Raw genomic sequence first — 12,893 nt, forward strand, 5'->3', positions numbered from 1 at the left:
ACGCGCCGGACCGCCGCTCGTGGATGATCGCGCGGTGAGCGGGGGTGGCGGCGAGACGGCACACCCGCCGGTGACCCGCGTCCGTCGCCCGAACGACCTCGTCCAGCTGCTCACCACCGCGGCCGGGCTGGGCGTGATCGTGCTGCTCACGCTGCAGACGCCCGACGCCGTCGCGACGCTCGACCGCACGGTGCCCACGGTCGTGCGCGACCCGCTCCGGGCGCTGTTCTCCCTCGCCTCGGTGGTCTCGTCCCTGGCCACGCTGGCCGTCCTGCTCACCGTGGCCGTCGACGCGGCACGGCACCGGCGGGCGGCCCTGGCCCAGGCGCTGGTCGCCGGCGTGCTCGGCCTCGGGCTCGGTGCGGTGGCGGAGCGCATCGGCGACGCGGCCGGCGGCGTCGTGGCCGACGTGCTGACCGGTCCCCGCACGGACGCGGCGCTGGTGCCCGTGGTGGCCACGATCGCCTTCCTCGTCGGCGCGGACCTCCAGCGACGGCGGCGCTGGCGGCAGCCCAGCCGGTGGGCCGTGCTGGCGGGGCTGGCCTGCGGCGTGGCGCTGGGCAACCTCACCCTCCAGGGCACGGTCGCTGCGGTGCTGCTCGGGGGGGTCGCGGGGCTGGCCGTGCGCCTGGTGGCCGGTGTCAGCTCCGCCCGCCCGTCGGACGACGTCATCCGCACCGAGCTCGCCCGCGCCGGGGTGGTGGTCGACGCGCTCGAGGTCGCCGAGCAGCACGCGGGCCTGGTCCGCCTGACCGGGGCCGATGCCACGGGCCCGGTGTGCATCACCGTCGTCGACCCCGACGGCCGGGGGCTGCCGCTGGTGCGCCGGGCCGGGCGCATGCTCCGGTTCCGCGCCGCCGTGGTCGGCCGGCCCTCCCTGAGCCAGCGCGGTGACCTGGAGCGGGAGGCGTCGAGCGCGGCCCTGGCCGCCGCGGCCGGCGTGCCCGTGCCCGCGGTCATGGCGCTGCTGGCCGTCGGACCGGCGCTGGTCCTGGTCGAGCGCCCGCTGACCGGCACCCCGCTGACCGAGGCGGGTGAGCGGGCGGCTGACGCGCTGGCGGCGGCCTTCGCGGCGCTGCGCAGGCTGCACGCCGTCGGGCTCGCGCACGGCGCGCTCACCCCTGACTGCGTCCTCCTCGAGCCGGACGGGACCGTCGGCTTCCGCGACCTGCGGGCCGCGCAGCCGGCGGCCGGCGAGCTGCAGCGCGAGCTCGACACCGTCGCCCTGCTGGTGGCCGGCGCGGCCGTCGTCGGCTCGGACGCCGCCGTCGCGGCGCTCCGGGCGGGCGGCGCGGACCCGGTGCCGCCGCGGGTGCCGGCGCTGCTGCAGCCGGTCGCCCTCCCGTCGTCGGTCCGGCGGGCGGTGCGCGGCACGGGACTGCTCGGCGAGCTGCGGCGCGCCCTCACCGGCCCGGACGGCACCGTGGCCGCCGCGCCCCGACTCGAACGCTTCTCCCCGCGGGTCATCCTCACCGTCGCGGCGTCGACCGTCGCGGCCTTCCTGCTCGCCTCGCAGCTGTCCCAGGTGAGCATCGTCGACGAGCTGCGCCGGGCCGATCCGCTGTGGCTGCTGGTCGCGCTCGGCGGCTCCGCGCTCACCTACGTCGGGGCCGCCCTCGCCCTCATCCCCTTCGTGCCGGTCGCCCTCTCCCTGGGCCGTACCACGCTGGTGCAGCTGTCGACGGCGTGGCTGACGCTGGTCACCCCGCCGACGGTGGGCCACGTCGGCCTCAACATCCGGTACCTGCAGCGGGCCGGCCTCACCGTGGGGGCGGCCGCGGCCAGCGTCGCGGTGAGCCAGGTGGCGACGGTCGCGGCGACCGTGCTGCTGCTCCTCGTCGTCGGCTGGGCCAGCGGGGTGTCGACGGCGCGGCTGTCACTGGTGCCCAGCGGGGACGTGCTGCTCGTGCTGCTCGGGGCTGTCGCCGTAGTCGGGCTGCTGGTCGCGATCGCGCCGGTGCGCCGCCTGCTGATCAGCCGTCTCGAGCCGCTGGTCCGGCAGTCGCTGCCCCAGCTGCTCGCCGCCGCCACCGAACCGCGGCGGCTGGCCACCGCGCTGGGCGGCATCCTGCTGCAGAACGCCGGGTACGTGCTGGCGCTGGCCGCCTCGCTACGGGCGTTCGACGCCTCTCTGGCGCTGCCCACGGTCATCGGCGTCTACCTGGTCTCCTCCGCCGTCGGCTCGGTCGCACCCACACCCGGCGGGCTCGGCGCGGTGGAGGCGGCGCTGCTCGGCGGCCTGACCGCGACCGGTGTGCCGGTGGCGGCGGCGCTGGCCGCGGTGCTGGCCTTCCGCGTCGTCACGTTCTGGCTGCCGGCACCGGTGGGCTGGCTCGCCTTCGTCCACCTGCAGCGCCGGCACGCCATCTGAGTCACCCTGTCGGACCGGGGGCCGGGCTCAGGCGTCGAAGGCGGCGCTCTCCCAGGCGGCGGTCCAGGGCTCCCGGCTGTACTCCAGGCGCAGCCGGCCGGGGCGGGCGTCGATCGTCTCGGCGAAGACCGTGCCGTACACCCGGCCCTCCCGCTCGCGGCGGACGACGAGTGCCTCGGCCTCGGGTGCGGGCTCCTGCTCCTGCACCAGTCCGCGCCACCGGTCGGGGAAGGCCGCCTCCGCGAAGGTCCCGCGCCAGAGCTCGCCCTTGCGGTCCTCCGATCCGCCGGAGGTGAACACGTGCGTGCCGGCGGGGTGCTCGGTGGTGGTCAGCCGCTCGCCGTCGAACTCCCGGCTGGTCAGCCGGTCCGGAGCGACCAGGACGAGGAGGAACCCGGCCATCCCGGTCAGGGCGACGTGGTCCACCCACGCCGCCCCGTGGACGACGCCGAGCAGGGGGAGCACGCCGCGGCTCGGTGCTCCCGGGGCCGCCGTCCGCTCGTGGTAGCGGTTGAGCACCAGGGCCGTGACGCCGGTGCCGACGTCGGTGGCGCACCACGTCCCGCCGGCGACGCGGTCCCGGCCGCCGACCACGGAGGGGAGCTCCGGCCACCACCGCCCGGGATCGTCGAACTGCCGCCCCGTCAGCTCGTCGCGGACGGCGAGGACCTCTCCGGGCCGGTCGCCGGACCGTCGCACCACCACCGTGCACATGCGGCCATCCTCCCGAGCCGGGTCGGGCTCCTCCGCGCGGGGCAGGACCTTGCGCTCTGTGCACCGCTCGGCGGGCGGAGAACACTCCCTGACGCAGGCATCCCCGTGGGAGACGCGATGAGCACCGAGACCAGCACCTCGCGGACGCGACCGGCACGCCCGGCCCCCGACCCCCTCCAGATGAGCGCCGCCGAGAAGTGCATGGCCGAGTGGGAGGCGCGGCACGACGTCGCCGCCCGCGGCCACCGGAGCAGCCCCGAGGCACTGCAGCACTACGTCGCGCGCTCCCGGCTGAGCCGACCGGTCCCGCCGCACCCTCGCACCACCCAGTCCCCGACGGTGCACGAGCGCGAGCGGCAGCAGACCGTGGTGCCTGCGCGGACCGGGCGGCACCGGCCCCGCTCGCTGCTCGCGCGGCTGCTGCGCCGCTCGGGCTGACGTCGGGCCGGGCCGCGGCCCGGCCCCGGTCGCCAGGGGCGCGTCAGGTCTGGGCGATGGCGTCCAGAACCTTCAGCCGGGCGGCTCGCCGGGCCGGCCCGACGGCGGCGAGCACGCCGATGACCGCCGCGACGAGCAGGAACACCGCCATCCGCGGGAGGGGGACGACGAGCTCGGTGATGCCCTGATCGGCCAGTGACCGGCTGAGGGCGACGCCGAACAGCGTGCCGAGGACCAGCCCCAGCACCGCGCCGTAGATGGAGATGACCACGGCCTCGAGCCGGACCATGCGGCGCAGCTGTGCCCGCCCGAGCCCGACCGCCCGCAGCAGCCCGATCTCCCGCGTCCGCTCGATCACCGACATCGCCAGTGTGTTGACGATCCCCAGCGCGGCGATGAGCACCGACAGCACCAGCATGGCGTTGATGAGCAGCAGCAACTGGTCGACCGAGCTCTTCTGCTCGTCGGAGAACTCGCCGCGGTCCTTGAGGTCCACGACGGGATAGGCGTCGGTCACCTCCTCCAGCTGCGGGCGCACGTCGGCCGGTGCCACGTCGTCGGCCAGGTCCACGAAGAGGAAGCGGTCCAGGGCGACCCCGCCGAACGCGGTGAGCGAGTCCAGGGAGACCACGGTGGAGCCGATCACCTGGTTGGACTCGAAGACACCGCGGACCACCAGCTCCTGCTGGCGCCCGTCGCGCGTCAGCACCTCTACCGTGTCGCCCACGGCCCAGCCCCGGCCATCAGCTGTGCTCTCGTCGACGAGGAGCCCGTTCCCGCCGAGCCGTTCGGTCGAGCCGTCGACCAGGCTGAGCTCGATGGAGCGGTCCAGGGAGTCGGGGTCGACGGCGGTCAGGAAGCTGGTCCGGCCGTCGAGCTGGGCCTGACCCCAGCGCAGCGGCATGATCGCGTCCACGCCGTCGACCTCGGCCAGCTCCGCCGCGACGTCGCCGCTGAACGGGACCTGCACCGCGCTGGACACCACGAACTCGGCGCGCACGGAGCCCGTGACGAGCTCGTCGATGCTCGCGTTGGTCGACGCCCCGATGACGCTGAACGCGCTCACCAGGGCCAGGCCGATCATGAGGGCGGACGCCGTCGCGGCCGTGCGCCGCGGATTGCGGACGGCGTTCTCCTGCGCCAGCCGCCCGGTCGTGCCCCAGATGCGCGGCAGCAGCGCGCCCACGCTGCGCAGGAAGGGGACGGCCAGCACCGGGCTCAGCGCCGTCGCCCCCAGGATCAGCGCGAGAGCGCCCAGCCCCACGAGGGAGGCCCCCGTCCCGCCGTCGTCCGAGAGCGTGCCGCCGACCAGGGCGGCGATGCCGACCGCCGCGAGCACGGCGCCGACCACGGTGCGCCTGCGCAGCCCTCGCTGCGCGGTGACGACGTCGTCGCGCATGGCCGCGACGGGCGGCATCCGCGCCGCGCGCCGGGCCGGCACGTACGCCGACACCAGCGTCACCAGGACCCCGACGGCGTAGGCCCACAGCACCGTGTCGGTGCTGAGGACCAGGTCCCCGTCCAGGGTCAGCCCGAACGAGCCGAACAGGGCGCGCAGCCCGGCGGCGATGCCGTAGCCGGCGGCCAGCCCGAGGGTGGATCCGACGAGCCCCACCACCAGGGCCTCGCCCAGGACCGACCGGGTCACCTGCCCCCTGCTGGCGCCGAGGGCGCGCAGCAGCGCCAGCTCGCGGGTGCGCTGGGCGACGAGCATCGAGAACGTGTTGAGGATGATGAAGGTGCCGACGAACAGCGCGATCGCGGCGAAGACCAGCAGGAAGATGTTGATGAACTGCAGGGCCTCGGAGAAGTCGGACGAGAGGCTCTCGGCCTGCTCGCTCGCGGTCTTCACGTCGTAGTCCGACCCGACGACGGCGGCGACGCGGTCGGCCAGCTCGTCGGGGTCGACGCCGTCCGCCGCGCCGACGCCGATCCCGGTGAACTGCCCGGGCGCGCTGAGCAGCTCCTGCGCCGTCGTCGTGTCGAAGGCGGTCAACGAGGCGCCGGCGAGCCCGCCCTCGTCGCCGAAGCGGAAGGTGCCCACGAGCTCGGCCTCGACCCGGGGTCCGGGGGTCAGCACCGTGATGGTGTCGCCCACCCGGTAGCCGGTGTCCTCCGCCGAGTTGGTGTCGATCATGACCTCGCCCGGGCCGGTGGCCGCCCGGCCGTCGACGAGCGTGGTGGGGGAGAGGGACTCCTCGGTGTCCCAGCTGATGCCGATGCCCGGCGCTCCGCCGGTGTCGAGCACCTCGCCGTCGGCGTCGAGGATGTACACGCCCTCGGCCTGGACATTGCCCTCGACGGCCGCCACACCCTCGACGTCGGCGATCTCGTCGACGAGCCCGGCCGGCACGTAGGTGGCCGTCCCGCCGGTCCCGGTGCCCTCGAGGCCCTGGTCGAAGGCGGCCGCGCGGGTGACGTTGACATCTGCCGCGGTGCTCTCGAACAGGTCGTTGAACGTCTTGCTCAGGGTGTCGGTGAAGATCAGCGTCCCGACGACGAAGGCGACGCCGAGCACGATCGCCAGCCCGGACAGCGCCAGGCGGAGCTTGTGGGCCAGCAGGCTGCGCCAGGTGGTGCGCCACACGTCAGCGCACCCCGGCCCGGGACGCCGCGTCCGCCTCGCCGGTCCGGTCCTCGGCGGGGTCGAACGCCTTGAGCCGCTCCAGCACCCGCTCGGCGGTGGGCTCGGCCATCTCGTCGACGATCCGCCCGTCGGCGAGGAACAGGACGCGGTCGGCGTAGCCGGCGGCCTTGGGGTCGTGCGTGACCATGACGACGGTCTGGTCCATCCGGCGCACCGAGCTGCGCAGGAAGTCCAGCACGTCCGCGCCGCTGCGGGAGTCCAGGTTCCCGGTGGGCTCGTCGGCGAAGACGATGTCCGGGCGGCCGGCCAGGGCCCGTGCGCAGGCCACCCGCTGCTGCTGGCCGCCGGAGAGCTCGGTGGGGCGGTGCGCCAGCCGGTCCCGCAGGCCGACGGTGTCGATCACCTGGTCCAGCCACGCCTGGTCCGGCTTCCGGCCGGCGATGTCCATCGGCAGCGTGATGTTCTCCAGGGCGGTGAGCGTCGGGAGCAGGTTGAACGCCTGGAAGACGAAGCCGATCCGGTCGCGCCGCAGCACGGTGAGCGCCTTGTCGTCGAGCGAGCTCAGGTCGACGTCGCCGATGAAGGCCTGTCCCTCGGTCACCGAGTCGAGGCCGGCCATGCAGTGCATGAGCGTCGACTTCCCGGAGCCGGACGGCCCCATGATCGCGGTGAAGCGGCCCCGGTCGAAGTCCACGTCGACCCGGTCGAGCGCCACCACCCGGGTGTCGCCCTCGCCGAAGACCTTGGTGAGGGTGCGACCGCGTGCTGCCGGGAGTGCGGCGGACTGCGGGCCGGGGAGGGTCACGGGAACTCCAGGGGTGAGGGTGTCCGAGGCGTGCGGCCACGACGCTAGGGAAGATCCACGACAGTTCGGTAGGGCTTTTCGGACCATCCGCCGCACGGCGGACGCACCGCCTCGGCTGCGGCTTGTCGACCTGGTCCCGGCGCGGTTGGCTGACCGCGATGGAGGTCGAGGCGGGCGAGGTGCGGTTCTCCGTCGTGGAGCACGGGCCGGGGCGGCCCGTGCTGGTCCTGCACGGCGGCTACGTCGACCACCGGGAGGCCGAGGCGTGCTTCGAGCCGGCTCTCGAGGGCGTCGGTGGTCTGCGGCGGATCTATCCCGACCTGCCCGGCATGGGGCGCACCGCGGCACCCGACACGCTGCGCAGCTCCGACGACGTCCTCGAGGCGCTGCTCGCGCTCGGGGACGCGGTTTCCGGCGGCTCGCCGTACCTGCTGGCCGGGCACTCGGCCGGGGCCTGCTACGCCCAGGCGATGGCGGCCCGGCGGCCGGAACAGGTCGCCGGACTCGCCCTTGTCTGCCCGCTGCTGCCAGGGGTGCGCGACGTCCCGGCGCACCGCGTGGTCGCCGGGGCGCCGGACCTGGGTGACGAGGAGTTCCGCGGGTACTTCGTGCTGCACACCGCCGAGATGCTCGAGCGGTACGAGCGGTTCGTCGCCCCGTCGGCGGCGCTCGTGGACGTCGCGGCGCAGGAACGCCTGGGCGAGCGGTGGGAGCTCACCCCGCATCCCGGACCGCCCTACGCCGGGCCCGCGCTGGTCGTGGCGGGGCGGCTGGACTCGACGGTCGGGTACGCCGCCGCCGTCGAGTTCGCCGGGTCGCTTCCGCACGCCACGCTGGCCGTCGTCGACCACGCCGGGCACGCTCTGCCGCACGAGCAGCCGGCGGTGCTCCGCGCCCTGCTCGGCGAGTGGCTCGGCCGCGTGGAGCGCTCGGGCCGGTGACCGACTAGAGCCAGAGCTCGAACTGGATGCCGTCGGGGTCCTCGAAGGACACGAAGCGCCCGAGGTCCAGGACGCGGACCGGCGAGTGGGGGACGCCCAGCTCGTCGAGGTGGGCGACCCAGGCGTCGAGCTCCGCCTCGTCGGCCACCTTGAAGGCGAGGTGGTCCAGGCCGGTGCGCCGGTGGTCGAACGGCTCGGACGATCCGTCGTCGGGCTGGCAGAGCCCGAGCACGAAGAAGCTGCTCGGCTCCAGCAGCAGGACGCGCGGCGACCCGGCGTCCTCCGCGCTGTACCGGCGGAGCTCCTGCAGACCGAGGACGCGCTGGTACCACTGGGCGCTGGCGTCCATGTCGCGGACGGTCAGAGCCACGTGCGAGGCGCCGCCGAGGGAGGGCATGCCGCGATCCTGGCAGCTCCTGGTGGCGTCGTCCCGTGCTCCGTGCACGGGTGGCCGGCGCGGTCAGGCGTCGAACTGGTCGTGGGCCCAGAGGTTGGCCAGCCGCTCCTCCTCGGAGAGCTGGAGGCCGGCCGCGGCCCGGGCGATGTTCCCGGCGAAGTAGGACTCCCTCGGTGCACCGGGCGCGAACAGCAGCAGCATCTCCGCGCGCTCCCCGGAGGCGTTGCGGAAGGCGTGCACCCCGCCGACGGGCACGTGCAGGAAGTCCCCGGCCGTGGCGTCGTACCAGTCGCCGCCTTCGTAGAGCTGGACGGTGCCGGACAGCACGAAGAACGACTCCGAGATGGTGCGGTGGAAGTGCGGGCCCGGGCCCGTGGGAGGGCCCGTCATCGTGTACCGGTACAGGCCGAACTCGCCGTCGGTCTGCACCGCGGTGGCCAGGAACCCGATCTCGGTGGCCGGGCCGACCAGGTCCGGTGGGGTGCCGGCACGGCGCAGCCGGCCGCTGCGCTCGCCCTGCTCGTCGCGGTACCGGACCGGCGGGTAGCCGGGCGCGTCCGGGAAGCTCACCGGTCCAGCCTGCCAGAGCTGCGGGCTCGGCGGTCCGGTCCTCCTACCGGCTCAGCGAGCGGTCGCGGAGGGCGTAGGCCCTCTCCGTGAAGGTCGCGACTATGCGCGCCTCGTCGAGGCCCACGACCTCCCCGCCGTCCACCAGGACGCGACCGCCGACGACGGTGTGCGTGACGTCGCCGGCCCGGCTGCTGTAGACCAGCGCGGCGGCCGCGTCGTACACCGGCGCGGTGTGCGGGCGGTCCAGGTCGACGACGATCAGGTCGGCCGGTGCGCCGACCGCCAGCCGACCCACCTCGGGCCGGTGCATCGCGTCCGCGGAGCCGGCCGTGGCCAGGTGCAGCGCCTCGCCGGTGGTGAGGAACGTCGGGTCCTGCGTCGCCTGCTTCTGGATGGCGGCGGCGAACTTCATCTCCTGGAACATGTCCAGCGAGTTGTGGCTGGCCGGCCCGTCGGTGGCCAGCCCCACGGTGACCCCGGCCTGCAGCAGTCCCCGGAGATCCATGGTCCCGGACACCAGCTTGGCGTTGCTGATCGGGCAGTGGGCCACCTTGACCCCGGCGCCGGCGAGCAGCGCGATGTCGCTCGCGGTGAGCTGCGTGCAGTGCGCCGCGGTCACGTCGGGGCCGAGGAAGCCGAGGTCGTCGAGCCACTGCACCGTGGTGCGTCCGTGGGTCTGCTCCATGAACGCCTGCTCGCGCAGCCCCTCAGCGACGTGCGTGTGGATCGGCAGCCCGCGGTCGGTGGCCAGTTCGCGCAGCGCCTTCCAGAGATCCCCGGTGCAGGAGTAGGGCGCGTGGGGGGACAGCCCGAGGCGCACCCGGTCGCCGTCGACTCCGGCGGCGACGGCACCGGCGGACGCCGCGTCGAAGTCGTCGACCGCCTTCCAGGACCACGGGGCCACGTCGGCGTAGACGCCGCGGTCGGCGAACCCGAAGCCGAGGGTGGCTCGCAGCGGCAGGTCCTGCAGGGCCCGCACCTGCGGGGTCACCGCGTAGGCGTCGAAGTGCTCGTTGAAGCTGGTGATCCCCGCCTTGGCCATCTCGACGAGGCCGCACATCGATGCCCAGTACAGGGTCTCGTGGTCGAAGTCCTGCTTGAGCTGCCACATGGTCTCCAGCCAGGCGAACAGCTCGGTGTCCTCCAGCAGGCCGCGCAGGAGCATGTTCGACGCGACGTGGGTGTGCGAGTCCACGAAGCCCGGTAGCACCGCCGAGCCCGAGGCGTCGATGGTCCGCGTGGCGCGCACGGGCACCGAGGCCGGGACGACGCCGGTGATCACCCCGCCGTCCACGAGGACCGTCGCGCCGGGCAGCGGGTCGCCGCCGGTCATCGTGAAGACGGTCCCGCCGGTGACGGCGAGGTCGCAGGTCCGTTCGGGGGTCATGCCGGTTCTCCTGAGGGGGAAGGGGTGCGGAAACGGACGAGCCCGAGCGCCTCGAGCCGGCAGCCCAGCTGCAGCAGTGCCCGGTCGGATCCGGGGGCGCCCAGGAGCTGGGCGCCGACGGGGAGGCCGCTCTCGTCGCCGGGCCCCACGGGGACGACGAGGGAGGGGCAGTGCGCGACCGAGGTGATCACCGACCAGTCGCACAGCGACTCCGCCGGCATCTCGACGCCGTCGACGGTGGCCGTGCGCTGCGCGGCGGGGACGTCGGACAGCAGCGAGGCAGTGGTGGCCACCGCCGGGCAGACCAGCGCGTCGACCGCGCCGGGGCCGGCGTAGACGCCGTCGGTCCAGGCGGCGGCGACGTCGGCCTGCTCCTCCAGGTCGGCGAGCAGCGGCCGGGCGGGGGAGAGGTCCCCCGCACCGTGGGCGATCTGGGCGGCGACGAGGCGGCCGTACAGCTCCGCCTCGGACCGGCCGGCCCGCGGCGGGGTGACCGGCACGACGTCGCAGCCGGCGTCCGCGGCCTCGGTGCACCACCGCTCCAGCGCCCGGCGGGTCTCGGAATCGGTGGCGGGCCACACCGCCGGCAGCCAGAGGCCCAGCCGGGGGGCGCGCTCCGTCGGGGGAGCCGTGTCCGCCGGTCCGAGGTGCAGGGCGGCGCCGGCGAGCAGGGCGTCCCAGGCGGGGATCAGCTCCGCGCAGGTGCGGGCCGTCAGCCCGACCGTCGCGGCCGGCGGTTCCAGGCGCAGCCGTGAGGGCCAGGGCAGGTGGCCTCGATTGGAGACGACACCGTGGGTGGGGCGCAGCGCCGCGACGCCGCACCAGGCCGCGGGCATCCGGACCGAGCCCACCATGTCGCTGCCGAGGTCGAGCCGGGAGTGGCCGGCCGCGACGGCGGCCGCCCCGCCGGAGGACCGCCCCCGGTGCGCGTCCGGTCCCACGGGTTCCTGGTGTGCCCGAACTCCGCGGACCGGGCCTGGTGGTCGGCCAGCCGCTCCGGGACGTTCGTCTTGCCCACCACGACGCACCCGGCCGCGCGCAGGGCAGCGACGGCGGGGGCGTCGGCCGCCGCGACGTGACGGTGGTCGGGCACCCCGTCGTCGGTGACCAGCCCGGCCACGTCGAAGGAGTCCTTGACCGTGATGGGCAGGCCGGCCAACCGGGGGAGGGGCGCGCCGGACCGCCGCCCGGCATCGATCGCCGCCGCCTCGGCCAGCGCCGCGGGGGCCGGCCGTACCACCGAGTTGACGGGGTCCTCCGGTCCGTCGCGGTCCTGCGCGAGGGCGGCGAGCACGGTGCGGACGGCGTCCTGAGCAGTCATCGGCGGGCAGGTCATGTTCGGCGGCACCGCGACTCCCTCGGCGACGACCCGGGCGGCTGTCGGTGCGAGCGACGCTAGGGAGGCCGGATGCGCTCCGGGCGTCCGCGGTGTTCCTCTTGGGTTAACTCGCGGGACCTCGCGGCCGCCGTCCGGACCCCCGGCGGAAAGGTTCACGGCACCGAAACACGGCGGCACCCCGGGGCTGACATGCCCGCCGCATGCTGGGCCGGTGACGACCCACCTGCCGCCCAGTGCGGGCACGATCGAACGACTGACCGCCGCCGACCGGGCGCACCTCCTCGAGGCCATCCGGCTGTCCTCCGTCTCCCGGGCCGAGGGAAGGCATCCCTTCGCCGCGCTCGTCGTGAGCGGGGACGGCGCCGTCGTCGCCTCGGCGGGCAACAACTCGCTGCCGCCGGAGGGGGACCCGACCCAGCACGCGGAGCTGCGCGCGGTCGCGGCCGCCGCCCGGGTCCTCTCGCCGGAGGAGATGAACCGGGCGACGATGTTCACCAGCGCCGAGCCCTGCGCCATGTGCTCCGGGGCGGTGTACTGGACCGGCATCTCCCGGGTGGTCTACGCGCTGTCGGAGCACCGGCTCCTCGAGCTCACCGGCGATCACCCGGAGAACCCCACGTTCTCGCTGCCCTGCCGCGAGGTCTTCGCGCGGGGCCAGCGGGACATCGAGGTCGTCGGCCCGCTGCTGGAAGACGAGGCGGCGATCGCCCACGAGGGCTTCTGGGTCTGAGGGCCTACTGCTCCGGGCGCTGCTCGGCGATGGCGCGCAGCACCGTCTTCCGGCCCCGGCCGAGTTCGGCCTCGGCCTGCTCGGCGCGGTCGAGCTGGGCCTCTTCGTCCATGGCGGCCACGCGCTCGCGCGCCTCCGGAGCGGGAACGTCGATCAGCTCGGCGGCCGCACGCGCCTGCCGGGCCGCCTCGGTGTTCGGGACGTGCTGCGCGGTACCGGACCGCTTCTTCCGGTCGGTGGCCTTCTTCTCGTCGTCGGTGAGCAGCTCCCACGCGGCGTCGGGCAGGTAGCGCGCGGTGCCGTCGTCGCCTCGGGCCCGGGCGCCGCCGTCGGCGGTGTGCCAGTCCTGCTCCGTCCACTCGGCGAGGTGCTGCTGCGCCGGGGTGCGTTCGCCCTCGTGCCGGTAGCCGCCGCCCTGAGCCTCGTACTCCGACGTCAGGAGCTGGCTCTTCCGGGCGCTCCACTGACCTGGCCGGCCGCCCCGGTCGCCGGCCTTGATCTCCTCCTTGAGGCGGGCCCGCAGCTCGGGCTCGGTGTAGTCGTCCGCGTAGTCCTCCGCCGTCTTGCCGCTCATCGCCCGGTGCTACCCGCCGGGGGAGGGACGGCGAACGTCG

At 75.0% G+C, this 12,893-nt stretch carries 11 protein-coding genes and 1 pseudogene; 4 read left to right on the forward strand and 8 right to left on the reverse strand.

Annotated features, from left to right (window positions below; genetic code table 11):
- Positions 1-34: 34 nt before the first annotated feature.
- The gene (locus tag BLS70_RS18315) at positions 35-2,371 is read left to right on the forward strand and encodes a lysylphosphatidylglycerol synthase transmembrane domain-containing protein (protein ID WP_091770893.1); all 2,337 of its coding nucleotides are present in this window, start codon (positions 35-37) and stop codon (positions 2,369-2,371) included.
- A gap of 27 nt (positions 2,372-2,398) precedes the next feature.
- Here the strand turns inward: BLS70_RS18315 and BLS70_RS18320 are convergent, their stop codons facing one another.
- Positions 2,399-3,085 (reverse strand): NRDE family protein, encoded by a 687-nt coding sequence (locus tag BLS70_RS18320; protein WP_255362569.1) that lies wholly within the window; start codon positions 3,083-3,085, stop codon positions 2,399-2,401.
- Positions 3,086-3,202: 117 nt separating this feature from the next.
- Between BLS70_RS18320 and BLS70_RS18325 the strand changes: the two genes are divergently transcribed.
- Entirely contained in the window at positions 3,203-3,523 is a 321-nt protein-coding gene (locus BLS70_RS18325; protein ID WP_143030451.1) for a hypothetical protein, read from the forward strand.
- A gap of 43 nt (positions 3,524-3,566) precedes the next feature.
- Here the strand turns inward: BLS70_RS18325 and BLS70_RS18330 are convergent, their stop codons facing one another.
- On the reverse strand, positions 3,567-6,110 hold the full coding sequence (locus tag BLS70_RS18330) for an ABC transporter permease (RefSeq protein ID WP_091770897.1): 2,544 nt from the start codon (positions 6,108-6,110) through the stop codon (positions 3,567-3,569).
- A 1-nt stretch (position 6,111) separates the two neighbouring features.
- Complete coding sequence (locus tag BLS70_RS18335; RefSeq protein WP_255362570.1) at positions 6,112-6,915, reverse strand: ABC transporter ATP-binding protein; 804 nt, start codon at positions 6,913-6,915, stop codon at positions 6,112-6,114.
- A 158-nt stretch (positions 6,916-7,073) separates the two neighbouring features.
- Here BLS70_RS18335 and BLS70_RS18340 point away from each other — a divergent pair, with 158 nt between their 5' ends.
- Positions 7,074-7,856: an alpha/beta fold hydrolase gene (locus BLS70_RS18340; RefSeq protein WP_091770899.1), complete on the forward strand. Its 783-nt coding sequence runs from the start codon at positions 7,074-7,076 to the stop codon at positions 7,854-7,856.
- Positions 7,857-7,860: 4 nt separating this feature from the next.
- On the opposite strand, the gene BLS70_RS18345 is transcribed toward BLS70_RS18340, so the two are convergent.
- The 4 genes and pseudogenes from BLS70_RS18345 to BLS70_RS21675 form a co-directional block, all read right to left on the reverse strand.
- Complete coding sequence (locus BLS70_RS18345) at positions 7,861-8,253, reverse strand: VOC family protein (RefSeq protein WP_091770901.1); 393 nt, start codon at positions 8,251-8,253, stop codon at positions 7,861-7,863.
- A 63-nt stretch (positions 8,254-8,316) separates the two neighbouring features.
- Complete coding sequence (locus tag BLS70_RS18350; RefSeq protein ID WP_091770903.1) at positions 8,317-8,823, reverse strand: cupin domain-containing protein; 507 nt, start codon at positions 8,821-8,823, stop codon at positions 8,317-8,319.
- Between the two features lie 43 nt (positions 8,824-8,866).
- Positions 8,867-10,210 carry an amidohydrolase family protein gene (locus BLS70_RS18355; RefSeq protein WP_091770905.1) on the reverse strand — a complete coding sequence of 448 codons (1,344 nt, stop codon included), beginning with the start codon at positions 10,208-10,210 and terminating at the stop codon, positions 8,867-8,869.
- Positions 10,207-11,840: pseudogene (locus tag BLS70_RS21675) on the reverse strand (amidase family protein). Before BLS70_RS21675 ends, BLS70_RS18355 begins: the two are co-directional and overlap by 4 nt.
- On the opposite strand from BLS70_RS21675, the gene BLS70_RS18365 reads away from it, so the two are divergent.
- Positions 11,761-12,279: a nucleoside deaminase gene (locus BLS70_RS18365; protein WP_218122490.1), complete on the forward strand. Its 519-nt coding sequence runs from the start codon at positions 11,761-11,763 to the stop codon at positions 12,277-12,279. The pseudogene BLS70_RS21675 and the gene BLS70_RS18365 sit on opposite strands and share 80 nt — an antisense overlap.
- Before the next feature lie 4 nt (positions 12,280-12,283).
- Here the strand turns inward: BLS70_RS18365 and BLS70_RS18370 are convergent, their stop codons facing one another.
- Entirely contained in the window at positions 12,284-12,853 is a 570-nt protein-coding gene (locus BLS70_RS18370) for a hypothetical protein (RefSeq protein ID WP_091770911.1), read from the reverse strand.
- Between the last annotated feature and the right edge of the window lie 40 nt (positions 12,854-12,893).

It is taken from the genome of Blastococcus aurantiacus, from assembly GCF_900102425.1.
GTDB lineage: Bacteria > Actinomycetota > Actinomycetes > Mycobacteriales > Geodermatophilaceae > Blastococcus > Blastococcus aurantiacus.